The following is a 22891-nucleotide window of genomic DNA, read 5'->3' as shown; positions in this document are numbered from 1 at the left end:
GCGGGGGAGGCGGGGCGTGACGACGAAAAGCAAGCGGCGCATCACCCATGTGACGCTCGACGAGCGGAGTGTCGTCCGCCACAAGCCGGAGGTCGAGCATGAGCGCGCCGTCGCCATCTTCGACCTGCTGGAGGACAACGAGTTCTGCCCCTGCGAGTTCGCGGAGGACGGGCCGTACCACCTGCATCTGTCGATCGAGGACAACCGGCTGGTCTTCGACGTCCGGCGCGAGGACAACAGCGAACTCGACCGGCTGATGCTGCCGATCACCGGCTTCCGGTCGATCGTCCGCGACTATTTCCTGATCTGCGAGAGCTATTACGCCGCCATCAAGCGGTCGACGCCGTCGCAGATCGAAGCCATCGACATGGGCCGCCGCGGCCTGCACAACGAGGGGTCCGAGATGCTGCGCGAACGGCTGGCCGGCAAGGTGGAGATGGACCTGCAGACCGCGCGCCGGCTGTTCACGCTGATCTGCGTCCTGCACATTCGCGGCTGACGGACCGGGCAAGGCCATGGCGGCGACCCCGGTCCTCACCCCTCTGCCGGTCACGAGCGTATTGTTCGCCTGTACCTACAACATGATCCGTTCGCCGATGGCGGCGGCGATGATGCGCCATTACCACGGCACGCGGGTCTATGTGGATTCCGTCGGCGTCCGCGAGGGCGACGAGGTCGATCCCTTCGCCGTCGCGGTGATGGAGGAGATCGGCATCGACCTGTCCAAGCACCGCTGCCGCACCTTCGAGGATCTGGAGGACACCAACTTCGACCTGATCGTCTCGCTGTCGCCGGAGGCACAGCACCGCGCCATCGAGATGACGCGCACCATGGCTTGCGACGTGGAGTTCTGGAACACCTTCGACCCCACCCTGGTCGACGGCACCCGCGACGCCATGCTGGAAGCCTACCGCCAGGTCCGCGACGGCCTGATGGCCAAGATGAAGCAGCGCTTCCCGCTGTCCCGCGGGCCGACCGTCTGACGGTCACCCCGTCTAATCGCCCCGTCTAATCGCCCACCACACGGCATGGTCGGTAATAAAATTGGTATTCTGCAACTTTTTGCGCGGCTCCGTGTTCACTTCGCGTCCCCGCCAGTGCTATTGAGCTGTGTCATCGCAACGCACCCTGAGCCGCCTTAGGCTCGGGGGGCGTAGACGAACATTCCCGCGGAGAGCCGTCATCCATGCCCGCAGGTCCGATGCACCGCCTGCTCCGCGCCTTCAGCCCGCGCAGCCTGCGCGCCCGCCTGATGGGCGTGGTGCTGGCCTCGCTGGCGCTGCCGCTGGGGGGACGCTCTATCTCGCCGACCAGCAGCTCGACGACCACATCGACGCGGCGCGAGAGCTGGTGCAGCATCTGGCCGACGACGGGGTGGAGCGCCAGCACGACCTGATCGGCGAGGCGCGCAACCTGCTTGGCGTGCTGTCGCTGGTGCCCGCCATCCGCAACGCGACGATGGACCACACCGACGCCTGCGTCGCCACCCTGGCGCCGATGCCGCGCCAGCACCGCTGGACCACCGGCGTCTGGCTGACCGACGCCGACGGCAACATCATCTGCGACACCACCGGCCCCGGTGCCGGCATCACCCTGCGGGAACGCGAATATTTCCAGCGCGTGCTGGACACCAGAAGCTGGGTGGTCAGCGATTTCATCATCGGCAAGCGCTCGCTGAAGCCGCTGATCATCGTCGCCAGCCCGATCATCGAGGATGGGCGGATCGTCCGCGTCATGGGCGTGGCGGTCGACCTCACCTGGCTGACCGATCTGGTGAAGGTGATGAAGCAGCCGGACGCCCGCGTCATGGTGCTGGACCGCCACGGCGTGATCGTCGCCCGCCAGCCCGATCCTGAGGGCTGGCTGAACCGCAACATCGGCAACATGCCGCATATCCGGCAGATGCTGAAGGAGAAGGACGGCACGCTGGATGCGGAAAGCGCCGACGGCCGTGGCCGGCTGTGGGCCTTCCGCCATTCGGACGAGACCGACACCGTCTTCGCCGTCGGCATGCCGACCGGGCCGATCCTGGCGGAGGCCCGGCGCGACCTGTGGCAGAGCCTGGGCCTGCTCGCCATCGCGGCGCTGGTCAGCGTCACCGCCCTTTGGGTGCTGCTGCGCGCCTCGGTCCTGCGCTGGGTGTGGGAACTCGGCACCGCGGCCACCCGCATCGGCGACGGCGGCGGCGGCACCGTGATCGAGGCGGACCGCGCCCCCCACGAATTCCGCGTCGTCTCCCATGCCTTCAACAACATGTCGCGCCGCCTGAAGCAGCGCGAGCAGGAGCTGCGCTCCGCCATGGAGGAGGCGCGGGCCGGCAGCCGCGCCAAGGAGGAATTCCTCGCCACCATGAGCCACGAGATCCGCACGCCGATGAACGGCGTGATCGGGTTCGCGGAAATGCTGCTGGAAACCCCGCTGACCGCCGAACAGCGGCGCTACGCCTCGCAGGTGCGGGATGCCGGACGGTCGCTGCTGACCGTCATCAACGACGTGCTCGACCTGTCGAAGCTGGAGGCGGGGCGGCTCGACCTGGTCAGCGTGCCCTTCCGGCTGGACGATCTGGCCGACCGCTGCGTCGCCATCGTCCGGCTGGCCGCGGAACAGAAGGGGCTGGAGCTGCAGACCGGCATCTCGGCCACCGCCCGCGGCTTCGTCATGGGCGACCCCGACCGGCTGCGCCAGCTCCTGCTGAACCTGCTGAGCAACGCGGTGAAGTTCACCGACCGCGGTTCGGTCCGCCTGACGGTGAAGGCGATCGAGGACGGCAGCAAGGGCGGCGGCCGCATCTGCACCTTCACCGTCACCGACAGCGGGATCGGCATCGCCCCCGAACGGCAGCGCGACCTGTTCCAGCGCTTCACCCAGCTGGAGCGCGGGCGCGGCGGCACCGGGCTGGGGCTGGCGATCTGCCGCCGGCTGGTGGAGCTGATGGGCGGGGAGATCGGCATGGAAAGCCAGCTCGGCACCGGCAGCACCTTCTGGTTCTCGCTGCCTCTGCTGCCCGCCGGCAGCGCCGCGATCCAGCCCGACAGCGCCATCCTGTCCCCTCTCGAGTCCGGCGTCGCCAGCGCCCGCATCCTGCTGGCGGAGGATCTGGCGATGAACCGCGATCTGGCGGTGACCATGCTGACCAGGGCCGGCCATCGGGTCGACGCGGTGGACGACGGCGCCGCCGCGGTGGCCACGGTGCAGGAGCAGCCTTACGACCTCGTGCTGATGGACGTGCAGATGCCGGTGATGGACGGGCTGGAGGCCACCCGTCGCATCCGCGCCCTGCCCGGCCCGGTGAGCCGCATCCCGATTCTCGCCCTGACCGCCGGCGTGATGCAGATCGAGGTCGAACGCTGCCTGCAGGCCGGCATGAACGCCCATCTGGCCAAACCGCTGGAAAAATCCAAGCTGCTGGCCGCCATCGGCCGCTGGGCGCGCGTCGCGCATCCCGATGATCCGCTGCCCGACGATCCGCTGCCTGATGATCCGCTGGCCGGCCATCCGTTCCCCGGCGGGGATGAGGCCGGGGACGACGCCCCGCGCCCACAGTTGATCGCACATCGCTGACGAGTCGGTGCTATAGTGCCTGCATCCGTCCGGCCATGCCCACGCTCGTGGGGCATGGAAAGACGGGGCTTTCTCCCGGCAGGCTCGGCCGGTCCGTAGCGAAGTGTGTGCCATGAAGGTTGCGCAGCCCCCTCTCGCCCCCGTTCCGGAGCGCAAGCCCGACGCCTCCCCCGCGCTCACCGACGGCAGCGTCGGCGAGCCGTCCTTCCGCGACACGCTGGTCCAGTCCACCCGGACAGGCGCCGGGACCGTGCCGGTCGGCCGGCCGGCGAACGGTCAGAAGACCCCGCCATTGCCGGCCGCCCCCCTGCCGACTTCAAAGCCGCCGGCCCCGATCCTGCTGGGCGACGGGACCCAGGTTCCCCTGCCCGCGGCCAAGCCGGTCACCCCCATCCGCCTCGCCGACGGCAGCACAGTGCCGGTTCCCGCCGCAAAGCCCGAAGCGCCGGTCCTGATGGCCTCCGACTCCACGTCCGCGGAGACCGCAGCGCCGCGCGCGCCCCTGCCCGGTCTGAAGCCGGCGGCACCGGCGCAGACTTCACCGGCCCCAAGCTCCGCCAAGGTGGCGGAGGCGGTGAAGGCCGTTGCGGCCGAGGATCCGACCGCCACGCGGGTGCTGGTCGCCTCGCAGCAGGTCGCCGGCCTGTCGGGCCACAGCTTCACCGCCATCCTCGCCCAGGCGACCCAGGAGAGCGGGCTGGACAGTGCGGCGAAGAACAGCCGCAGCTCGGCCGCCGGCCCGTTCCAGTTCCTCGAATCGACCTGGCTCGACCTGTTCCGCCGCCATGGCGCCGCCTATGGCCAGGGCGAGCTGGCCTCGCACATCCAGGTCCGCAACGGGGTGTCCAGCGTCAAGGATCCGGCGATCCGCCGCCAGATCCTGGAGCTTCGCCACGACGTCGACCTGTCGGCCGGCATGGCCGCCCGCTATCTGGCCGAGGGGCGCGAGGCGCTGGAGAAGCGGCTGGGCCGCCCGGCCAGCGAATCGGAAAGCCGCATGGCCTATGTTCTGGGCTCCGGCGGGGCGGCGAAGCTGATCCGAGCCGCCGAATCGACACCGGGCGCGGTCGCCGCCGACCTGTTGCCCAGTGCTGCGAAGGCGAATCACAACCTGTTCCACGACAGATCCAGCGGCCGTGCGCTCAGTGCGGCGGAAACCGTCGGCCGCCTGACCCGCCGCATGGAGATCGACCAGCGCGAGATGTTCGCGGCGATCGGCAAGGCGATGGACCAGCCGCGCCGCCTGGAAGAAGGCGGTGCATCGCCACTCAACCCCTACCAGTCGGTCTGACGGGACGCGGGTTGAGGGGTATTTCCGGCACGCAACGCGGGGCTGCCCCGCGCGAATGGCTGCGGCCGAACGCATCGGAGGTGGGAATCCCCCTTGACCCGGCGGCCTTGGAAGGTCAGTTATTGCCGCGAAACTATTAGGACGGACATAAGGGCCTATGGCAAAGGAAGATCTGATCGAGTTTTCCGGGACCGTCGTCGAATTGCTTCCGAACGCGATGTTCCGGGTGAAGCTCGACAACGATCACGAGGTTCTGGCGCACACCTCCGGCAAGATGCGTAAGAACCGGATTCGCGTCCTGGCGGGCGACCGCGTCAATGTGGAAATGACGCCGTACGACCTGACCAAGGGCCGCATCACCTTCCGGTTCAAGTAGCATCCTTGCTGCATCGCGGTTCCCCGTGACGATCCCGTCCAAGGCGCCCCGGCTGGTGCTGGCTTCGGCCTCGCCCCGCCGGCTCGACCTGCTGCGCCAGATCGGCATCGTGCCCGACGCGGTCGATCCCGCCGATCTCGACGAAACGCCGCTGCGCGACGAACTCCCGCCCCAGCACGCCCTACGTCTGGCGGCGGAGAAGGCGTCGTGCGTCGCCGCGCGCCATCCCGACTCGTGGATTCTCGCTGCCGACACCGTGGTCGCCTGTGGCCGCCGCATCCTGCCCAAGGCCGAACGGGAGGAGGAGGCACGACGCTGCCTGTCCCTGCTGTCCGGCCGGCGGCACCGGGTGATCGGCGGCATCGTGCTGCTGGTGCCCGACGGAGACGGTCACCGCCGGATCGACCGGCTGGTCCGCACCGACGTCACCTTCAAGGTGCTCGACCGGTCGGAAGCCGACGCCTACATCGCGTCCGGCGAATGGAAGGGCAAGGCCGGCGGCTATGCCATCCAGGGCCGGGCGGGGGCGTTGGTGCGCTGGATCGGCGGTTCCTACAGCAACGTCGTCGGGCTGTCGCTGCACGAGGTCGCCGGCATGCTGCACGGCGCCGGCTTCCCGCACCCCCCGATCCCCCATCCGACCGATGAGCAGGCTTGAGCTGCTGGTCGACCGCGACGGCCCGCTGACGCGGGCGGCGGTGCTGACCGACGGCCGCCTGACCGACCTGCACATCGACCATGCCGGCCGCCCGTCGCTGCTCGGCGCCATCATCCTCGGCCGGGTCGAGCGCATCGCCACCGGCCTGAACGGCGCCTTCGTCGATCTCGGGAACAGCCTGTCCGGCCTGCTGCCGGCGGCCGACGTGCGCCGTCCCGTCCTCGACGACGATTCCCCACAACCGCGCGCCAATCGGCCGGGCGCCAAGCCGGCCCCCATCGGCGCGCTGCTGCGCACCGGCCAGCCGGTGCTGGTGCAGGTGAAGGCCGACGCCGCCGGGGCCAAGGGTCCATCGCTGACGATGGACATCACCCTGCCCGGCCGGTTCCTGGTGCATGCCCCGCTCGGCCGTGACATCGCGGTGTCGAAGCGCCTCGGCTCCGGTCCGGAACGGACGGCACTGGCCCGCCGCATCGAACAGCTCGCCACCGGCGCCGGCTGGATCGTGCGCGCCGGCGCCGCCCAGGTATCCGACGATCTGCTGGCCGCCGAATTGGAGGCGCTGCACCTGCAATGGCGCGCCATCCGCGACGATGCCCGCGCCGGCTCCGCCCCGCGCCTGCTGCATCCCGGCCCCGACGCCCCCACCCGCGCCCTGATCGAGCAAGGGGCGGCCGCCCCGGCCGCCATCCTGGTCGACGACCCGCCGCCCGCTGGCGGGATCAGGATCGGCGATGGGCCGCTGCTGTCGGCCTTGCGCGACTGGTGCGGGCACCACGCCCCCGACCTGCTGCCGCGCCTCGGCGGCCACACCGACGCCCAACGCCTGTTCGACCTGCGCGACCTCGACTCTGCGATTGCCGAGTTGCTCGACGTCCGGGTGCCGCTGCCGCTCGGCGGTTCGCTGGTGATCGAGCGGACGGAGGCGCTGACGGTGGTCGACGTGAATGCCGGGGAGCGCGGCAACCCCCTGGACGTCAACCTCGACGCCGCGGCGGAGATCGCGCGCCAGCTTCGCCTGCGCAATGTCGGCGGCATCGTGGTGGTGGATTTCGTCAACATGCGCAGCCGCGGCGATGCCGAGCGTGTGCTGGCCGCACTGTCGCAGGCGGTGGAAAGCGACCCGGTGCAGACCCAAGTTTATGGCATGTCCAAACTGGGTCTGGTCGAACTGACCCGGGCCCGCCGCGGCACGCCGCTGGCGGCCCTGCTGCGGCCCTGACTGCTTAAGTTCGTTACGGAGGCCTTCCCTTGACCGACTCCCGCTCCCCCGGCGCACCGCAGCGCTCCCAGCCCCATGCGCAGCCCCAGGCCCAGGCGGGCACCAAGGCGGGCACCAACTGCCCGATCTGCGGCCGCCCCACCGAGCCGGCCACCCGCCCCTTCTGTTCCAAGCGCTGCGCCGACATCGACCTGTCGCGCTGGCTGGGCGGAGTCTACCGCATCGAAGGCCCGGAAACCGCCGATGTGCCCGGCGGATCCGACCCCGACGAGGGGCTGTGAGCGGGGTCGAAAATTTTTTGAATTTTCCTCTGGACAGCCCGTCCGAACCTCTCTAAAAAGCGCCCCACACGACGCGCCGCACCGACCGAAACGGTCACCCACCAAGCGGCGCCGAGATGCCCAGGTAGCTCAGTTGGTAGAGCAGGGGACTGAAAATCCCCGTGTCGGCGGTTCGACTCCGTCCCTGGGCACCACCCTCCCTTCTTTTAAATTCAGCGGGTTGGTTGGTGCAGGCGAGCCTGAAAAGGCTCTTCGCCGTTTTTGGCGTACCGGCCACGAACTTCGGAACGCGTAGCCTGGGCTGGACACGGCCCTGCGAGCATGCGGCAGGCATGGTGAAGGGCTACGCCTCTTCTGATCACCGCTGTTTCCTCGATCTGGAACGCCGAAGCTGGACCGTTCAGTGATTGGAGTGTTGGCGCGGCCGAAAGCGGGGACGGATCGGCCGGCTTGACGACGGGCTTGCCCGACAGGGATGCGGCTTGCGCTGGCTGTTTGCAACAGCGCAGATCCTATCCTATTGTTGGGATGCCGCTTTGTTTCTATAAGCGCGATTGACCTGTTCCTGGAAATCCTCATGAAGTCCAGCATCGTTCTTAGTGTTCACAACAAAGCTCATTATCTTGATGTTTTTCTCGATCAACTTCGCCGATCCGCTCGTGACGCGGAACTGGTGGCGGTCGACGATGGAAGCACTGATGGCACTCAAGCGATTTTGGGATGCTATGCAGACCGGTTGATCGTCACCAACGACATCTGGGAGGTTCGTGCAAACAACGCCGGAATCGCTGCCGCGACCGGAGACTGGGTCGCCATCGTGCAGGATGACGACTTTATATTGGCAGCCGACTGGCTTGATGTCTGTGTCGACTTCATGGAGAGCAATGGGATCGACATTCTGAGCGGTCGTGGAGTCGGACAGATTGGTGTGCGTTGCGTAAGCTCTGAAAACCCTCCACAAAGTTCCTGGCAGATACCGAACAAGATCGAAGCATTAGACAATATTCCAGACCCGCCGGTAATCGACGGCGACCATTATATTTATCTTCACACCATCGCCAAACGGTTCCGATTGCCTTCGGACAATCGGTTCGAGTCCATGGTTACATTATGCCCTATGGTGATTCGTTCGCCTCTGATCCTATCTCGACGAGCATTGGATATGGTCGGCCTTCTTGATGAGGGCTTTGCCCCTCTTCTTTATGACGATCTCGATTACTGTATGCGGGCAAACGCGCATGGGCTGAAAGTGGCGTTCACCAGCATACCCCATTTCAGTCGTTTTGGCGGCGGAAGCAAGGATCTTTATACCGATCCGAACAAGAAACGCCTCTTTCAGGAGGTCGAGCACCGCAACAGGCACATGCTTCTGGCACGCCATAAACATCGTTTCATAAATCCAAAAGAGATTTACGTGCAGAATATTGGAATTATTCGATTCGATTTACTACCGCCTCGATTTTCCTCCTGCACCGGCTTTGCCGACGCCTATTTCTCCGCTCAATCATGGGCTCCTTTCTCTAAGGCCCCCTAATTCCCTTGGGCTTCGCGCTCACCCTCAACCGGCGGGCGCGGTCCTTATGGCCGGGCGCAAGTCAGGACTTACCCTGCGTCGCATCGACGGTCCCCGACCCGAACCATCCCACCCGTCCGATTCCCGGCAGTTTCACTGCAAGGTCCAGCGGGTCGATGCCGATGGTCAGCCCCAGCACATTCAGCTCCACCCCCTCCTCCAGAGCCAGCAGCAGGCCGGCGACGCCGAACAGGCTGATCTGCCAGCCGGTGCCGCTCGGCGCCCACGCGAACAGGCCGCGGCCGAGATAATCCTTGCCCAGCGCGGTCGATGGCAGGTCGAGCCGCAGCTCCGGCACGGCACGGGCGACCCAGGCGGCGAAGGTGTTGCTGTTGGGGCCGGGCCAGACGCGGTACTCGCCGGCATAGGGATAGCCGGCGGCGGCCTTGGCGATCTTGGGAATGGCGGCTTCGGCGGCGGGGCCACGCAACTCCGCCAGCAGGGCCGGCTGGGCGCCGAACCAGCGGCCGTCGGGATCGCGGTTGCTGACGGACACCACCGACAGGCCACGGTAGGCGCGCCAGCCGATCACCTCGTAGACCGTGTAGCTGCGGGCGCCGGCCGGCTTCACGGCGAACCAGGGATGCACGCCGAAGGCGCCGCGCCAGGACAGCACGCGGGCGGCATAGACCTGGACCACCGCCTCCGGCGTCGTCGCCGCATCGGGGGCGAGGCCGACCGGGCTGCGGTCGATGCGGCTCCAATCCACGGCGGTCGGCACCGCGCCGGAGGCGAGCAGGAACACCGGCCCGGCCAGCAGCAGGACCAGCGTCAACAGAAATGCCAGCAACACCCTCACGGCCCTCGCGCCCTGCCCTCAGCTCCGGGCTTCCCGCCCGCTTTCCATATAGGCACGGCCCATATGGGCACAATGACCGCGGATTTCCGGTGATTGCGGAGGGTCAGCGCCGCGGACGCGGCTGCTCAGATGCTGTAATCGCCCTGCTGCAGGCTCTGGTCCATGGTGAGCGCCGGCGCTGGCTCGTCGCGGCACCAGCCAACCACCTTGGCCGGCACGCCGGCGACGGTGGCGCAGCCGGGAACGTCCTTCAGCACGACGCTGCCGGCGCCGACCTTGGCATGGGCGCCGATGGTGATGTTGCCCAGCACCTTGGCCCCGGCCGACAGCAGCACGCCGTCGCGCACCTTCGGGTGGCGGTCGCCATGCTCCTTGCCGGTGCCGCCCAGCGTGACGTTCTGCAGGATCGACACGTCGTTGCCGATCACCGCCGTCTCGCCGATCACCACGCCGGTGCCATGGTCGATGAACACGCCGCGTCCGACCGGCACCGCCGGGTGGATGTCGACGGCGAAGGCTTCCGACACCCGGCTTTGCAGGAAATGGGCAAGGTCGTGGCGGCCGCCCCGCCACAGCCAGTGGGCGACGCGGTGCCATTGCAGGGCATGGTAGCCCTTGAAATAAAGGAAAGGCGTCAGGCAGCCGTCGGCGGCGGGGTCGCGCGCCAGGATGGCGGCAAGGTCGGCGGCGGCGGCCTCGACGATGGCCGGGTCGGTCTCGATCGCGTCGCGCACCACGGCGGCCAGCCGGTCCTCCGGCATGGCGCGGTCGGCCAGCTTGCGCACCAGCAGGGCGGCCAGCGCCGGGCCGAAACCGTCGCGCGCCAGCACCGCGTCATAGAGGAAGGGGGCGAGCCCGCTCTCCTCCTCCGCCACCCGGACGGCGTCGGCGCGCAGGCGGCGCCACAGCGACTGTTCGACCGTTTCGGCCGGCTCGCGCATCGTGACGTCCAGGCTGTCCATCGCCACCACCCTTTCCCGCAAACCGGGCCCAAGCATTGAATCGGTCCGCATCCCCGCCATGGGACGCAAGGCTGTTACTGTGGTGAGACGCCCCCGGTCCGGTCAAGGCCGTTCCCGTCAACGCTGCCTCCCGTTCCGCCATCCCCATGCGCCCGGCGGAAGGCTTGCGGCGACCGCCCCTCGCGCTTGGTGAAGAAGCGGGAGAAATAGGCCGGATCCTCGAACCCCAGGGCATAGCCGATCTCCGCCATGCCATGGCTGGTGTAGATCAGCGAGCGCCGCGCCTCCAGCATCAGCCGGGCATGCACCAGCTGCAGGGTGGACAGGCCGGTGACCCGGCGGCAGGCGGCGTTCAGCCGGCCCGGCGTGACGCCCAGCGCCGCGGCATAGCGCTCCACCGGCCAATGCTGGCTGAACCGCTCGTCGACCATCGGCCGCAGCCGGGCGAGCAGCCTGAGGTCGGGCGACACCCCCTGCCCGTCGCGGTCGGCACTGTCCCGCCGCCGGTCGGCCGCCAGTCGTGCTACGGCGACCAGCAGCAGCATCACCTGCGCCGCGATGGCGCTGGCCCGGCCGACATGGTGGGCGCGGAACTCCCGCCTGATCTCGGCGAAGCAGCGGTCCAGCGCCGCCGCCCCATCCGACCCGGCCTCGAGGTTCCAGGCTTGCGGCAGGGCCGGGGCATCGCGCAGCTCCACCTCCGGTGCAGCCGCCAGCACCCCGGCCAGGAACCCCTCCGACATGGTCAGCACATGCCCGTCGGTGCCGGGATCGAAGCGGAAACCGTGCACCACCTGTGCCGGCACGACGATCAGCGCCGGGGCGCGGAACGCCACCTCCACCCCGTCCGCGGTCAGCCGCCCGCCGCCCTCCCCGACCAGCAGGGCATGGCTCAGCCCATCGTGGCGATGCGGACGGACCTCCCAATTGTACAAGCGCATCCGCTCCGGAATCGTCTCGATATGGACGAAGCGCAGCTCCGGCACAGCCGGCGGTTCGCCATACAGCCAATAGCGGGGAATGGGTTCGGCGCTGGGAGCGAGATGGGCGGACATCGCACGGGGCTCCGTCGGGCAGGCGTTGAAAAGTACAAGCCTTTCGCCGGTTCGTCTATGTCCGGCCCTCCTGCCCGGGAATAGCATGAACACCAATGATTGGCGTGATAAACAATTCGCAGAATCACGCCTGCCCCTGGTCCCCAAGGAGGGCGAGAGACATGCACCCCACCAAATCGACCCGAACCCCAATCGCCCGAACCCCAATCGCCCGAACCCAGGTCGCCATCATCGGCGCCGGCCCGGCCGGCCTGTTCCTGTCCCACCTCCTCCACCGCCAGGGCATCGAGTCGATCATCCTCGAACACCGCAGCCGCGAGGAGATCGAGGGCACCATCCGCGCCGGCGTGCTGGAACAGTGGGTGGTCGACCTGATGAACGACATGGGCTTGGGCGGGCGCATGATGCGGGAGGCCCATTTCCATTCCGGCATCACGCTGCGCTTCGACCGCCAAAGCCACCACATCGACATGGCGGAGCTGACCGGCGGCAAGCGCGTCACCGTCTATGCCCAGCATGAGGTGATCCGCGACCTCGTCTCCGCCCGGCTGGAGGATGGCGGCACCATCCTGTTTGGCGTGTCCGACGTGGAGTTCCTCGAACTGGACAGCAAGGCGCCGTGCGTCCGTTTCCGCCGCAGCCCGGACGGGCCGGTGGAGGAACTGCGCTGCGACTTCGTCGCCGGCTGCGACGGTTTCCACGGGCCGAGCCGGCAGGCGATCCCCGCCGCCACCCGCAGCGAATACCAGATGGTCTATCCCTTCGGCTGGCTCGGCATCCTGACCGAGGCCCCGCCGTCGCACCCCGAACTGATCTACGCCAACCACGAGCGCGGCTTCGCCCTGCTCAGCACCCGCTCGCCGGAGGTGCAGCGGCTCTACATCCAGGTCGATCCCAGGGACGACATCGCCAACTGGTCGGACGACCGCATCTGGTCCGAACTGCACCGCCGGCTGGAGGACGACAACGGCTGGACCCTGACCGAGGGGCCGATCTTCCAGAAGGGCATCATCGCCATGCGCAGCTTCGTCTGCGACCCGATGCAGCATGGCCGCCTGTTCATCGCCGGCGATGCCGCCCACATCGTGCCGCCGACCGGCGCCAAGGGACTGAACCTGGCCGTCGCCGATGTGCTGGTGCTGTCGCGCGCCCTGACCGCCTACTACAAGTCCGGTACCACCGAGGCGCTGGACGCCTACAGCGCCACCTGCCTGCGCCGCATCTGGAAGGCGGAGCGCTTCTCCTGGTACATGACCACCATGCTGCACCGGAACGAGACGGAGTCCCCCTTCGAGCAGCGGGTGCATCTGGCCGAGCTGGACTATCTCGTCCATTCCCGCGCCGCCATGACGGCGCTGGCGGAGAATTACGTCGGGCTGCCGATGGAGTGAGCGGCGCCTTCCACCCCCCGAAAATCCGCCGCCGCCCCCTGGCCCTCGCAGCGGGTCCGCGCCATCATCCCCGTCATCCGAAACCGACAGGAAGGCCCAACGCGATGAAGAGGGGCGCGATGAAACAGGTGATGTTCGTGGAACTCGGCATGGGGGTGGATCTGCACGGCCAGGACGTGACCAAGGCCGCCGTCCGTGCCGTGCGCAACGCCATAGAGCGCAACTCGATGCCGGGCATGCGGGCCTTGGTGGACGGCGACACCGGCAAAATGCAGGTGCGCGTCCACCTCGCCGTGCCGGCCGATGCCGACCGGCTGGACCATGAGGCGGTGAAGGCCGTCTTCCCCTATGGCGTGGTCAGCATCCACGTCACCAGCGGCGGCATGCTGGCGCCGAGCGGCATCTTCCTGGCCGACAAGAACGACCGCAACGAGCAGATCTATGTCGTCAACGCTGCGGTCGAGGTCGGCATCTGATCCTTCCGGGTCCCCTGCCCCGGCCTGTTCCGGCCGAGGGGGATTTCCTGCAATACCGGGCGCCGCCCGCGATCCGCGACAGTGCGGGCGAACACCCGTCACCGGCGACGACGCCCGTTTTGATGACCTCCGGCTATGGCTGAGCCTTCCTGCCGGTATCCTGGGCGATGAAGGGCTTGTCCGAGCCCTTCTCCCAGTCTGGCAAATACTCTGCCTTCTTCATCTCCACGCTTTGCATGTTCGTGCGCGCCCAATCATGCGAAGCGGGGGTGTTTTCCACCCAGGTGCAAGTCTTCAAATCGCTCTCCAGGTCAGCCGAGGAGGCGGGAACCGGCTCCAGAGAAAAGCGCGCTTTCCACATTCCGAAGCGTGGAGCAATGCGGGCGTAGTAAATTTGATCCGTCGCAAAATCCGCATCCATGAAATCGGCCGACTCCCCGACCACCATCAGGCGACGCTTGCCGGCGGGCGTTCCATAGGCAAGTTTCTTCCCAGCGGACACGATGCCGATGAATTCGGACTTGCCCGACGTTATGTCGTAGACCGACGACTGGATGGCGCCGCCGAACATCGATGGGCGCATCAGGACAAGCGTTGCTGCATTTTCAGCGGGTTTGACGGCCGCGACGGGTTCCGAAGCATCCCGCATATGCGGGCTGGCGCAGGCGCTGAGCAACAGCAGCGTGCCTAACGCCAGGAATGACGCACGAAGTCTTTGCGATATCATTGTTTTTCCCCAGCATCATTTTTTGCCGGATGATCGGTGCCGAATCGCCGTGGCTGGCGGCAGAAGCCCCCTCACCCTTGTCGGTAATACCAAATAGCGTAATAACATTATAGAAGACACGCAATTATTGCGCGCCCGGCATTCATCGGTCCGGTGAACACAACCAGGCGGTGGCTGTCGCCGAACCGATGCCGCTGTTTGGAACAGGCAACGGACCCTCGGATGTGCGGGTCGCTAACCCCGCATCTTCGCCGGCGACATGCCGAACCAGCGGCGGAAGGCGCGGCTGAAGGCGCTGACCTCCGAATAGCCCAGCAGCGCGCCGATGTCGGCGACCGGGACATGGCGCTGGCGGATATAGACCGCCGCCAGATCGCGCCGCACCCCCTCGACCAGATCGGAGAAGCTCAGCCCCTCGTCGGCCAGCCGGCGTTGCAGGGTCCAGCGGGCGATGCCCAGCCGGTCGGCGATGTCCTCGACGTAGGTCGGGCCTTCCGGCAGCCGCGCCCGCACCTCCGCCTTCACGCGGTCGAGCAGCGGCGGCGTACCGGTGCCGCGGGCGATGTCGATCAGCGTGCCGCACAGCCCGGTCAGCCGCGCCATGTCGCCGCCGGGCATGCGGCGGTCGAGCTGGCGGTCGCGCAGCAGGATGGCGTTGGTGCGCTGGCCGAAATGGGCGGGCGCGTCGAACAGCGACTCGTGCTGGCGCCAGCCCTCCGGCTTGGGATGCTCGAAATGCACCTCCTCCGGCATCCAGTCAGGCCCAAGGCAGGCGCGCACCACATTGGCGAACATGCCCATGGTCAGCTCGGCATCCTGCCGCCGCTCGACGATGCAGCCGTCGAGGATGCGGTATTCCAGCCGCAGCAGCTCGCCCTCGCGGACGAAGCGCGTCTCGGTCGCCTGCTGGTGGAAGGGGAACAGCCGGGCCAGATGGTCGAGTGCGGCCCCCAGAGTCGGGGCGGCCAGCGCGATGGAGCCGATCAGCCCCAGCATCTCCGGCTGGAACTGGCGGCCGAACATCAGGCCGAAATTGTCGTTGCCTGTCTCCGCCGCCGCCACCTCCATCATCGCCACATAGGCGCGGAGGTCGAGCGCCAGCGTCGGCTGGCCGAGCGCGCGCTCCTCCACGCCTGCCCGGTGGAACACCTGATCGGGGCAGCCGCCCTGGGCGGCGATGAAGTCCGACACCCCGCAGGCCGCAGCGGCCAGGATGTTGTGTTGCACAGTTCCTGTGCGGCTCCCGCCGGGCTGGCCGGCAGTTTGCCCAAGAGTCGGTCGGTGCGGCGTCATGACACAGCCCCTCGCAGCCGTTTTGCCGCAACGCAGCAAACATTGTGCCGGATTTCAGGCTGCCAGAGACTATTTGTGTAGGAAATTGTACGATAGGCTTACGATAAGACGGGAATGTGCCAAGCAAAAGCCGCCCCATCCCGCGCGGAACGGGTTGGAAGAGGGCGTCGTGACCTCGGCGATAAGCCCGTCAGTTCGGCGCTTGCCGGATTGCTTCGTAGGCCGCGTTCAGTCTCTGCAGAACGGAGTCCGAGACCGACAGGCCGCACGCCTCGGCATTCAGGTGACGCACGCGCAGTTCATCCATCAACTCCTCCCACAAGGGAGGACCACCCTCTTCGAGAAGCTGCGCACGAATCGACAGCTCTCTGGACGCAGGCGCGTGCCGCCGCCCCCATGCGCCCATTTGAGCCAGCAACGGAACGAGTTGGATCGCCGGCTCGGTCAGGCTGTAGATCACGCTTTGCCGGTGACGCGGGTCATCGGCCTTGGTCAGCAGGCCCGCGGCGAGAAGCCGCTTGAGCCGGTCCGCCAGAACATTGGACGCGATGCCCTCCTCCGAGCGGGTCAGGAGTTCGCGATACCGCCGCCGGTCGCCGAAAATGATGTCGCGGATGACGATCAGGCTCCAGCGGTCGCCCAGGACCTCCAGCGTCAGGTTGATCGGGCATCCCGACCGATGTGCATCCTGCAAGACCGGTCTCCTTCCGCTTGCAAATTAGGATCGGTCGCGGTAGCTTTCAACTGCTTGCATATCGCAAGCAGTTGGAGGTGCCCCGATGTCGCTGACGCTCTACGCGCATCCCTTCTCCTCGTATTCCCAAAAGGTGCTGATCGCACTCTGGGAGAACGACATTCCCTTCACCTACCGGAATTTGGAGGAACCCGGCGCAGCGGCGGAGCGTGCGGCGCTCTGGCCACTCGGGCGCTTTCCGGTGCTGGCGGACGACGGCCGCACGGTCGTGGAATCCAGCATCATCATCGAGCATCTGGATCGCCATCATGCCGGACCGATCCGGTGGCTGCCCGACGACGGTGACGCCGCCTTGGAGGTCCGGCTGATGGATCGGTTCTTCGACAACTACATCATGACGCCCATGCAGGCGCCGGTGTTCGAGTCGATACGACCGGACGCGACGCGGCTGGACGAGGTGAAGGAGAAAACCCGCCAGGCCCTCGATACGGCCTATGCCTGGCTGGAGGAAAGGCTGTCGGGCAGACGCTGGGCGGCAGGCGACGGCTTCACCATGGCCGACTGCGCCGCGGCCCCCTCGCTTTTCTATGCCGATTGGGTTCACCGGATCGGCCCCGGCTTTCCCCGGCTGCGGGACTATCGCTCACGCCTGCTGGCGCGGCCGTCCATCGCGCGTGCCGTCGACGAGGGGCGCCCTTATCGGTCCTATTTCCCACTCGGTGCGCCAGATCGCGACTGATCTGTTGGGGGAGCGGCTTCATAGCAGCAGCCATCCGCGATGGCACGGCTCATACCGTCGCCGTCATTCCCCCGTTGCCCGGGGCGCCGTTCCCGCGATGGCAGTGCCGCAGCCGGACGGCCGTCACCAGCGCCAGCATGCCGAAGGCGATCAGATAGGCCGCGACACCCCAGGCGAGCGCCAGCAGGCCCAGCGCCGGCAGGATCCACATGCTGAGCCCGAACAGGATCGACAGCGCCCCGGCCACGCCCCAGGCCCATTTGCCGTGGGTGCGCTCCATCCGCCAGGCGCCCATCACCTCGGCAAGGCCGGTGACGACCGACCAGGCGGCGATCAGGAACACCAGCGCGAACAGGCTGGCGGCCGGCCACAGCGCGGCGACGATGCCGGCGATCAGGCTGACCGCCCCCTCCAGGATAAAGGGCAGCGAGCGTTCATGGTGGCGGGAGGCGCGCAGGCCGGCCAGGATGGCGAAGACCCCGTCGAGCAGCAGGTAGGCCGAGAAGGTCAGCGCCAGCGTCGCCACCGTCACCCCCGGCATCAGCAGGGCCAGCACCCCCAGCAGGATCGCCGCCGCCCCGCGCAGGGCCAGCGCCCACCAGTTGCGCGCCAGCACCCTGTTCATTCTGCGCAGACGGCCCGCCGGTCCGGGCTGCGGATGGGGCCCGGGCCGGTCCACATGGTCGTGGGACATGGAAAGCCTCCCGCTGTCATCCCGTGCAATGACAACAGGAGGCGAAGGGTTTCGTTGCCCGCCCGCCCTTGGCCGCTCAGTTGTTGCGGCCGAAGTCCGACCCGCGCGCCGGCTCCTTGAAATAGAACATCTCGCGGTCGAAGGTGACGTCGGTCCGCGGGTTCAGCAGAGCCACCTCGGTGGTCAGGCCCTGGGCGTCCAGCACCCGCCACTTGCGCAGCTGGAAGGGCCGGTCCTCGAACACCAGGGTCAGGGTGCCCTTGCCGGCGTCCTTGGTCTCCAGCAGGCTGACCTCGATCACGCCGGGGGCCTGGAACACGTCGGTGACGGTGACGTCGCCCGACAGGCGGATGTTCTTGCGCAGGATGAAGTCGGCCAGCGTCGAGCCGATGGGGGCGCTCGACTGCTGGCGCATCTCGCCGTCCCAATAGAAGACGAAGCTGCCGTCGGCGACGATGAAGTCCTTCAGCGGCCGGTCATATTCCAGCCGCATCTTGCCGGGCCGCCACAGGGAGAAGGTACCGGTCGCCTGCCGTCCGTTCGGCGCCACCTGCAGGAACTTCGATTGCAGGGTGGTGATGCCGTTCAGATACTCCTCCACCTTGGCGACGACCGCCTGGTCCTGCGCCGTCAGCGAGACGGGCGTGGCAGGCGCAGCGACGGCGGGCGGGGCGAAGACGGCCGGCAGCGGGGCAATGAGGGCGGCGGACAGCAGGGCGGCGGAAAGGCGGCGAAGCACGGTCTTCATCCTCGGTCGTTCGGAGCCCGGCTCCTTACCCGGCCGGTATGGCGGACATAAGGCGTCCGCCCCCCGCTGCCAAGGATTACCGGTGCCGGCTCTTAATGGCTGCTTAAAGAGGCTGGCCCTTGATCATCCGCGGCAGGTCGCCGACCACGCCCATGGCGTGCTTCATGAAGAAGCGCTTGACCGGCGGCAGCCGGTTGATCACCGCCATGCCCAGGTCGCGCGCCAGCTTCACCGGCGGGATGCTGTTGGAGAACAGATGGACCAGCCCGTCGCACACCGCCGCCAGCAGCACGGTGTCGAAGCGGCGCCAGCGCTGGAAGCGCGCCAGCACCTCCGGCCCGCCGACATCCAGCCCCAGGCGATAGGCATCGACCACCACCTCGGCCAGCGCCGCGACGTCGCGCATGCCGAGATTGAGCCCCTGGCCGGCGATGGGGTGGATGGCATGCGCCGCCTCCCCCACCAGGGCCAGCCGGTCGGCGATGAAGCGGTCGGCCAGCAGGACCGACAGCGGCCAGGCCTCGCGCTTGGTCAAGAGCGTGATCTCGCCGAGATAGCCGCCGGAGCGCCGTTGCAGCTCGTCGACGAACTGGTCGTCGGGCAGCTTCAGATAGGTGTCGACCAGCGAGGTCTTCTCGCTCCACACGATGGAACAGCGGTTGTCCGTCATCGGCAGGACGGCGAAGGGGCCGTTGGGCAGGAAATGCTCGACCGCGACGCCCTTGTTCGGCTCGGTGTGGCGGATCGTGCAGATGATGGCGCTCTGGTCGTAGGACCAGCGCCGCACCCTGATCCCGGCGCTGTCGCGCGCCATCGACCGCCGCCCGTCGGCGCCGACCAGCAGCCGGCCGCGCACGGTCCGCCCGTCCGCAAGCCGGACCGAGACGCCCGACCGCGTCCGCTCCACCGTCACCGCCTTGGCCGGCGCCAGATGGACCAGCCCCGGCAGCTCGTCGGCGCGGGTGAACAGGGCGCGGCGGATGTCCTTGTTGTCCAGGATCCAGCCGAAGGGCTGGTGCTTGCCCTCCACCGCCAGCTCGGTGTGGTCGTAATGGATGAACAGCGGCGAGAACTGGTCGGCGATGCGGATGTCCAGCATCGGGCCGGCCTTGTCGGCCATGTGGTGCCACACGCCCGCCGCATCCAGCACCATCTTGGAGGCGTAGGAGATCGCCGTGGTGCGGATGTCGAAATCCCGTTCGCCCATGCGCTCCGGGCTGTCCTGGTCGATGCAGACCACCGGCACGCCGGCGTTGGCCAGCGCCGCCGCCATGGTCAGCCCGGCCAGGCCGCCGCCCAGCACCACGACCTCCGTGGTGATGTCTCCGCCCTGCGGGGGAACGGTCGCGTTGCCCGATTCGGTGCCCGGTACGGCCATGATGCTCGCTGCCTTCTCGCCTTAGAATGCCTGTGCCGGTCGCCGGCCGGGCCCGAGCCTTGCCCCTGAGCCTTGCCGGCAACGCCGCGACCAGACAATTGTCGCACTGCGGCGTCCTGTCCAGTGTCCAGTCCCCAGCCGGCCCGGCCAGATCGCCGGACAGATTGTCGCTGAATGGATTTTAGGCAGATGCCGCCTTTTTGGGCGCCCAATCAACAGGCATATTCCCATCGTTGCAGCGCATTTCAACCGGCACGATTCTTGTAATCGTTGATTTTTGCGGTCGACGCGAACAGGCTTGGGCCAACGGCGGGGGAACGGTACGGTGTCGGGCCGGACCGGAACCGCAACCGGGCTGCCACAGCCTTGCACGCGGCCGGAACAACGCTTTAAGGGGAAGCCACATGAAACTGGTTATGGCCATCATCAAGCCGTTCAAGCTCGACGAAGTGCGCGAGGCGCTGACGTCGCTCGGGATCCAGGGCCTGACCGTCAGCGAGGTCAAGGGCTTCGGCCGCCAGAAGGGCCAGACGGAAATCTACCGCGGCGCCGAATATTCCGTGAGCTTCCTGCCCAAGGTGAAGGTCGAGGTCGCCGTGTCCGACGACCAGTACGAGCAGGTTGTCGAGGCGATCCAGAAGGCCGCCAACACCGGCCGCATCGGCGACGGCAAGATCTTCGTGCTGGAGATCGCCCAGGCTGTGCGCATCCGCACCGGCGAGACCAACGCCGAGGCGCTGTAAGGCTGCCGAACCTCGGGGTCCGCTCCTTCCGGCGGGAACGGACCCGGCGGGCGCGCGTCCCGCGCGCCTGACCTCAATCCTCAGCCGGTCCTTTATCCCCAGTCGCCATCCTCACTCGCCGAAGGCGTCCGCCGCCATCGCACCGGCGTAACCGCGCACGTCGGCCGGCCACTCCGCCGTCAGCGCCTCGAACCGCGCGCGGTCCGCGGCATAGAGCGCCCGCACCGCCTCCTCATAACCCGGCCGGTCGCCGGCCAGCTCCAGCATGACGCGGTAGGCGTTTTCCTGCGCCCGGCGCACCCGGTCCTTCGCCTCGCCGCCCTTGCGCGCCTCGTCCACCAGCTTGCGCAGCGCCACCGATGCGCCGCCCGGCTGGGCGCTCAGCCATTCCCAATGGCGCGGCAGCAGCGTCACCTCCCGCGCGACCACCCCCAGCTTCGGCCGTCCCGGCCCCCGCGGTAACGGCGGCGGCGAGAGACGCCACGCAAGCTCGTCATCGCTTCCCCGCAGGTCGAGGTCGACCACCTTGCCGGTGGCGTCGTCGAACACCAGCACCGGCGGCCCATCCGGCTCCGCGTCCAGTGTCGTCCGCACCGCCCGCGCGACGCTCAGCGCATCCCCGGCGGCAAGGCGGCGCTCGCCCCGGAAGGCGGTACAGAGGGTTTCGGCGGTGACGGACATGGTCGGAACTCCGTTGGTGAGGGACATATTTTACCCGGATGAAACAGGGCCGTCAATATCGCCCGGATGAAATAGCGAAGCGACCCGTAAGGACACTGTCTTCCGTCCGCTGTGACCGTTCGGCCACCCGCCGCGGCCAAAGGTTCTGGGCGCTTGTGCCCCCCGTGCCCCGCCGATAGGATCGGTCCCTCAATCGAAGACATGGCCGCCTCCCCGGGCCGGGGTGCGGCATCCGGGGTTGCGAAGAGGGTTGCGGTCGCCATGGTTTCTGCGGATTTCAGCGTCAACAGCGGTGCCGTCTTCACCGAGGCGATCGGCAACGACCGGCTCGACCTGCTGACCGACTATCCCTTCACCCGTCTGGCCAATCTGCTGGCGCCGATCACCCCGCGCGCCAACGTCGCTCCCGTCCTGCTGACGGTGGGCGAGCCGCAGCACACCCCGCCCGCCATCATCGAGGAAACGCTGCGCGCCAGCGCATCCGGCTGGAACAAGTATCCGCCGGTCGGCGGCACGCCGGAGTTCCGCGCCGCGACCGGCGACTGGCTGACCCGCCGCTACGACCTGCCGGCCGGGCTGCTGCAGGCCGACAGCTCCATCCTGCCGCTGTCCGGCACGCGCGAGGCGCTGTTCATGCTGGCCCTGCTGGCGGTGCCGACGCGGAAGGCCGGGCGCCAGCCGGCGGTTCTGATGCCCAACCCGTTCTACGCGCCCTATGAGGGGGCGGCCGTGATGGCGGGGGCGGAGCCGGTGTTCCTGTCGGCGACGCGCGAGACCGGCTTCCTGCCCGACCTCGACGCCCTGACGCCGGAGCTGCTGGAGCGCACGGCGCTCTTCTACCTCTGCACCCCCGCCAACCCGCAGGGAGCGGCGGCGACGCCGGCCTATCTCGCCAAGGCCATCGGGCTGGCGCGGCAGTACGGCTTCGTGCTGGCGGTCGACGAATGCTATGCCGAGATCTGGCTGGACGCCCCGCCGGCTGGCGCGCTCCAGGTCGCGGCCGGCCTGCCCTACGCGGACGGCAAGCCCTGGTCCAACCTGCTGGTCTTCCATTCCCTGTCCAAGCGGTCGAGTGCTGCCGGCCTGCGCTCCGGCTTCGTCGCCGGCGACCCGGCGCTGATCGGCCGCTTCTCCCGCCTGCGCAGCTACGGCTGTGCCGGCATGCCGCTGCCGATCCTGGCCGCCAGCACCGCGCTGTGGCGCGACGAGGCGCATGTCGAGGAGAACCGCGCCGCCTACCGCGCCAAGTTCGCGGCGGCGGAGGCGGAGCTGGGCGGCCGCTACGGCTATAGCCGTCCGGCCGGCGGCTTCTTCCTCTGGCTGGAGGTCGGCAACGGCGAGGAGGCCGCCAAGCGGCTGTGGGCGGAGGGTGCGGTCCGCGTCCTGCCCGGCGCCTACCTGTCTCGCAACAATCCCGGCGAGCCGAACCCCGGCGAGGCCTTCATCCGCGTCGCCCTGGTGCAGGACACCGACACCGTCGCCCAGGCCTGCGCCTCCATCGTCCGCATTCTCGGCTGAGCGGTTCCGGCACCCGGTTCCGGCCAGCCCC

At 68.0% G+C, this 22891-nt stretch carries 25 protein-coding genes and 1 tRNA gene; 16 read left to right on the top strand and 10 right to left on the bottom strand.

The window, feature by feature from the left end:
- Nucleotides 1-16 precede the first annotated feature (16 nt).
- The 11 genes from ACWPN8_RS33130 (at nucleotide 17) to ACWPN8_RS33080 (ending at nucleotide 8923) form a co-directional block, all read left to right on the top strand.
- A complete protein-coding gene (locus ACWPN8_RS33130; RefSeq protein ID WP_109450594.1) occupies nucleotides 17-499 on the top strand; it encodes a UPF0262 family protein in 483 nt (160 codons plus the stop codon).
- A gap of 16 nt (nucleotides 500-515) precedes the next feature.
- Nucleotides 516-983, top strand: a complete 468-nt coding sequence (locus ACWPN8_RS33125; RefSeq protein WP_109450592.1) for an arsenate-mycothiol transferase ArsC — start codon at nucleotides 516-518, stop codon at nucleotides 981-983.
- 203 nt (nucleotides 984-1186) lie between these two features.
- Nucleotides 1187-1396, top strand: coding sequence for a hypothetical protein (locus tag ACWPN8_RS33120; RefSeq protein ID WP_492243865.1), 210 nt, complete (start codon nucleotides 1187-1189; stop codon nucleotides 1394-1396).
- Nucleotides 1351-3561, top strand: a complete 2211-nt coding sequence (locus tag ACWPN8_RS33115) for a hybrid sensor histidine kinase/response regulator (RefSeq protein ID WP_492243864.1) — start codon at nucleotides 1351-1353, stop codon at nucleotides 3559-3561. The genes ACWPN8_RS33120 and ACWPN8_RS33115 overlap by 46 nt, the downstream gene beginning before the upstream one ends.
- 112 nt (nucleotides 3562-3673) lie before the next feature.
- A complete protein-coding gene (locus tag ACWPN8_RS33110; RefSeq protein WP_492243863.1) occupies nucleotides 3674-4852 on the top strand; it encodes a lysozyme family protein in 1179 nt (392 codons plus the stop codon).
- Nucleotides 4853-5009: 157 nt separating this feature from the next.
- Nucleotides 5010-5228, top strand: coding sequence for a translation initiation factor IF-1 (infA, locus tag ACWPN8_RS33105; RefSeq protein WP_012977999.1), 219 nt, complete (start codon nucleotides 5010-5012; stop codon nucleotides 5226-5228).
- Between the two features lie 25 nt (nucleotides 5229-5253).
- Nucleotides 5254-5886 carry a Maf family protein gene (locus ACWPN8_RS33100; protein ID WP_492243862.1) on the top strand — a complete coding sequence of 211 codons (633 nt, stop codon included), beginning with the start codon at nucleotides 5254-5256 and terminating at the stop codon, nucleotides 5884-5886.
- Nucleotides 5873-7108: a ribonuclease E/G gene (locus ACWPN8_RS33095; protein WP_492243861.1), complete on the top strand. Its 1236-nt coding sequence runs from the start codon at nucleotides 5873-5875 to the stop codon at nucleotides 7106-7108. The genes ACWPN8_RS33100 and ACWPN8_RS33095 overlap by 14 nt, the downstream gene beginning before the upstream one ends.
- A 29-nt stretch (nucleotides 7109-7137) precedes the next feature.
- Nucleotides 7138-7389, top strand: a complete 252-nt coding sequence (locus tag ACWPN8_RS33090; protein WP_492243860.1) for a DNA gyrase inhibitor YacG — start codon at nucleotides 7138-7140, stop codon at nucleotides 7387-7389.
- 118 nt (nucleotides 7390-7507) lie between these two features.
- Nucleotides 7508-7583, top strand: a tRNA-Phe gene (locus ACWPN8_RS33085).
- A 383-nt stretch (nucleotides 7584-7966) separates the two neighbouring features.
- Complete coding sequence (locus tag ACWPN8_RS33080) at nucleotides 7967-8923, top strand: glycosyltransferase family 2 protein (RefSeq protein WP_492243859.1); 957 nt, start codon at nucleotides 7967-7969, stop codon at nucleotides 8921-8923.
- A 61-nt stretch (nucleotides 8924-8984) separates the two neighbouring features.
- Here the strand turns inward: ACWPN8_RS33080 and ACWPN8_RS33075 are convergent, their stop codons facing one another.
- From ACWPN8_RS33075 to ACWPN8_RS33065, 3 genes are all read right to left on the bottom strand, one after another.
- A complete protein-coding gene (locus ACWPN8_RS33075; protein WP_492243858.1) occupies nucleotides 8985-9752 on the bottom strand; it encodes a DUF3750 domain-containing protein in 768 nt (255 codons plus the stop codon).
- Nucleotides 9753-9886: 134 nt separating this feature from the next.
- A complete protein-coding gene (cysE, locus tag ACWPN8_RS33070) occupies nucleotides 9887-10723 on the bottom strand; it encodes a serine O-acetyltransferase (RefSeq protein WP_247873392.1) in 837 nt (278 codons plus the stop codon).
- A gap of 74 nt (nucleotides 10724-10797) precedes the next feature.
- Nucleotides 10798-11778, bottom strand: coding sequence for a helix-turn-helix domain-containing protein (locus ACWPN8_RS33065; RefSeq protein ID WP_492243857.1), 981 nt, complete (start codon nucleotides 11776-11778; stop codon nucleotides 10798-10800).
- A gap of 161 nt (nucleotides 11779-11939) precedes the next feature.
- On the opposite strand from ACWPN8_RS33065, the gene pobA reads away from it, so the two are divergent.
- A complete protein-coding gene (pobA, locus tag ACWPN8_RS33060; RefSeq protein ID WP_492243856.1) occupies nucleotides 11940-13169 on the top strand; it encodes a 4-hydroxybenzoate 3-monooxygenase in 1230 nt (409 codons plus the stop codon).
- Between the two features lie 119 nt (nucleotides 13170-13288).
- A complete protein-coding gene (locus tag ACWPN8_RS33055; protein WP_492243855.1) occupies nucleotides 13289-13645 on the top strand; it encodes a Lin0512 family protein in 357 nt (118 codons plus the stop codon).
- A gap of 133 nt (nucleotides 13646-13778) precedes the next feature.
- On the opposite strand, the gene ACWPN8_RS33050 is transcribed toward ACWPN8_RS33055, so the two are convergent.
- From ACWPN8_RS33050 to ACWPN8_RS33040, 3 genes are all read right to left on the bottom strand, one after another.
- A complete protein-coding gene (locus ACWPN8_RS33050) occupies nucleotides 13779-14372 on the bottom strand; it encodes a hypothetical protein (RefSeq protein ID WP_492243854.1) in 594 nt (197 codons plus the stop codon).
- 234 nt (nucleotides 14373-14606) lie between these two features.
- Nucleotides 14607-15599: an AraC-like transcriptional regulator QhpR gene (gene qhpR, locus ACWPN8_RS33045; protein WP_109451407.1), complete on the bottom strand. Its 993-nt coding sequence runs from the start codon at nucleotides 15597-15599 to the stop codon at nucleotides 14607-14609.
- A 256-nt stretch (nucleotides 15600-15855) separates the two neighbouring features.
- Complete coding sequence (locus ACWPN8_RS33040; protein ID WP_109451409.1) at nucleotides 15856-16359, bottom strand: winged helix-turn-helix transcriptional regulator; 504 nt, start codon at nucleotides 16357-16359, stop codon at nucleotides 15856-15858.
- A gap of 85 nt (nucleotides 16360-16444) precedes the next feature.
- On the opposite strand from ACWPN8_RS33040, the gene ACWPN8_RS33035 reads away from it, so the two are divergent.
- The gene (locus ACWPN8_RS33035) at nucleotides 16445-17098 is read left to right on the top strand and encodes a glutathione S-transferase family protein (protein WP_109451411.1); all 654 of its coding nucleotides are present in this window, start codon (nucleotides 16445-16447) and stop codon (nucleotides 17096-17098) included.
- 49 nt (nucleotides 17099-17147) lie between these two features.
- On the opposite strand, the gene ACWPN8_RS33030 is transcribed toward ACWPN8_RS33035, so the two are convergent.
- The 3 genes from ACWPN8_RS33030 to ACWPN8_RS33020 form a co-directional block, all read right to left on the bottom strand.
- On the bottom strand, nucleotides 17148-17723 hold the full coding sequence (locus tag ACWPN8_RS33030; protein WP_492243853.1) for an HdeD family acid-resistance protein: 576 nt from the start codon (nucleotides 17721-17723) through the stop codon (nucleotides 17148-17150).
- 145 nt (nucleotides 17724-17868) lie between these two features.
- A complete protein-coding gene (locus ACWPN8_RS33025) occupies nucleotides 17869-18540 on the bottom strand; it encodes a LolA family protein (protein ID WP_109451416.1) in 672 nt (223 codons plus the stop codon).
- Nucleotides 18541-18643: 103 nt separating this feature from the next.
- A complete protein-coding gene (locus ACWPN8_RS33020) occupies nucleotides 18644-19918 on the bottom strand; it encodes a UbiH/UbiF/VisC/COQ6 family ubiquinone biosynthesis hydroxylase (protein WP_492243852.1) in 1275 nt (424 codons plus the stop codon).
- 404 nt (nucleotides 19919-20322) lie between these two features.
- Here ACWPN8_RS33020 and glnK point away from each other — a divergent pair, with 404 nt between their 5' ends.
- Nucleotides 20323-20661 carry a P-II family nitrogen regulator gene (glnK, locus tag ACWPN8_RS33015; protein WP_012977707.1) on the top strand — a complete coding sequence of 113 codons (339 nt, stop codon included), beginning with the start codon at nucleotides 20323-20325 and terminating at the stop codon, nucleotides 20659-20661.
- Nucleotides 20662-20772: 111 nt separating this feature from the next.
- On the opposite strand, the gene ACWPN8_RS33010 is transcribed toward glnK, so the two are convergent.
- Complete coding sequence (locus ACWPN8_RS33010) at nucleotides 20773-21342, bottom strand: DUF2239 family protein (protein ID WP_492243851.1); 570 nt, start codon at nucleotides 21340-21342, stop codon at nucleotides 20773-20775.
- A 261-nt stretch (nucleotides 21343-21603) separates the two neighbouring features.
- On the opposite strand from ACWPN8_RS33010, the gene ACWPN8_RS33005 reads away from it, so the two are divergent.
- Nucleotides 21604-22860 (top strand): aminotransferase class I/II-fold pyridoxal phosphate-dependent enzyme, encoded by a 1257-nt coding sequence (locus tag ACWPN8_RS33005; protein WP_109451420.1) that lies wholly within the window; start codon nucleotides 21604-21606, stop codon nucleotides 22858-22860.
- Nucleotides 22861-22891: the final 31 nt, after the last annotated feature.

It is taken from the genome of Azospirillum sp. UENF 112521, assembly GCF_058780665.1.
Note: the sequence above shows the minus strand (reverse complement) of the source record. Positions and strands in the feature narration are given on the sequence as shown.

What these genes read in the sequence shown, in the direction of transcription:
- ACWPN8_RS33095 (WP_492243861.1), top strand. Translation starts at nt 5,873, where the DNA reads ATGAGCAGGCTTGAGCTGCTGGTCGACCGCGACGGCCCGCTGACGCGG.
- glnK (WP_012977707.1), top strand. Translation starts at nt 20,323, where the DNA reads ATGAAACTGGTTATGGCCATCATCAAGCCGTTCAAGCTCGACGAAGTG.
- ACWPN8_RS33030 (WP_492243853.1), bottom strand. Translation starts at nt 17,723, where the DNA reads ATGAACAGGGTGCTGGCGCGCAACTGGTGGGCGCTGGCCCTGCGCGGG.
- ACWPN8_RS33065 (WP_492243857.1), bottom strand. Translation starts at nt 11,778, where the DNA reads ATGTCCGCCCATCTCGCTCCCAGCGCCGAACCCATTCCCCGCTATTGG.
- ACWPN8_RS33050 (WP_492243854.1), bottom strand. Translation starts at nt 14,372, where the DNA reads ATGATATCGCAAAGACTTCGTGCGTCATTCCTGGCGTTAGGCACGCTG.
- infA (WP_012977999.1), top strand. Translation starts at nt 5,010, where the DNA reads ATGGCAAAGGAAGATCTGATCGAGTTTTCCGGGACCGTCGTCGAATTG.
- ACWPN8_RS33025 (WP_109451416.1), bottom strand. Translation starts at nt 18,540, where the DNA reads ATGAAGACCGTGCTTCGCCGCCTTTCCGCCGCCCTGCTGTCCGCCGCC.
- ACWPN8_RS33125 (WP_109450592.1), top strand. Translation starts at nt 516, where the DNA reads ATGGCGGCGACCCCGGTCCTCACCCCTCTGCCGGTCACGAGCGTATTG.
- ACWPN8_RS33035 (WP_109451411.1), top strand. Translation starts at nt 16,445, where the DNA reads ATGTCGCTGACGCTCTACGCGCATCCCTTCTCCTCGTATTCCCAAAAG.
- ACWPN8_RS33010 (WP_492243851.1), bottom strand. Translation starts at nt 21,342, where the DNA reads ATGTCCGTCACCGCCGAAACCCTCTGTACCGCCTTCCGGGGCGAGCGC.
- ACWPN8_RS33080 (WP_492243859.1), top strand. Translation starts at nt 7,967, where the DNA reads ATGAAGTCCAGCATCGTTCTTAGTGTTCACAACAAAGCTCATTATCTT.
- ACWPN8_RS33005 (WP_109451420.1), top strand. Translation starts at nt 21,604, where the DNA reads ATGGTTTCTGCGGATTTCAGCGTCAACAGCGGTGCCGTCTTCACCGAG.
- ACWPN8_RS33110 (WP_492243863.1), top strand. Translation starts at nt 3,674, where the DNA reads ATGAAGGTTGCGCAGCCCCCTCTCGCCCCCGTTCCGGAGCGCAAGCCC.
- ACWPN8_RS33055 (WP_492243855.1), top strand. Translation starts at nt 13,289, where the DNA reads ATGAAACAGGTGATGTTCGTGGAACTCGGCATGGGGGTGGATCTGCAC.
- ACWPN8_RS33120 (WP_492243865.1), top strand. Translation starts at nt 1,187, where the DNA reads ATGCCCGCAGGTCCGATGCACCGCCTGCTCCGCGCCTTCAGCCCGCGC.
- pobA (WP_492243856.1), top strand. Translation starts at nt 11,940, where the DNA reads ATGCACCCCACCAAATCGACCCGAACCCCAATCGCCCGAACCCCAATC.
- ACWPN8_RS33020 (WP_492243852.1), bottom strand. Translation starts at nt 19,918, where the DNA reads ATGGCCGTACCGGGCACCGAATCGGGCAACGCGACCGTTCCCCCGCAG.
- cysE (WP_247873392.1), bottom strand. Translation starts at nt 10,723, where the DNA reads ATGGACAGCCTGGACGTCACGATGCGCGAGCCGGCCGAAACGGTCGAA.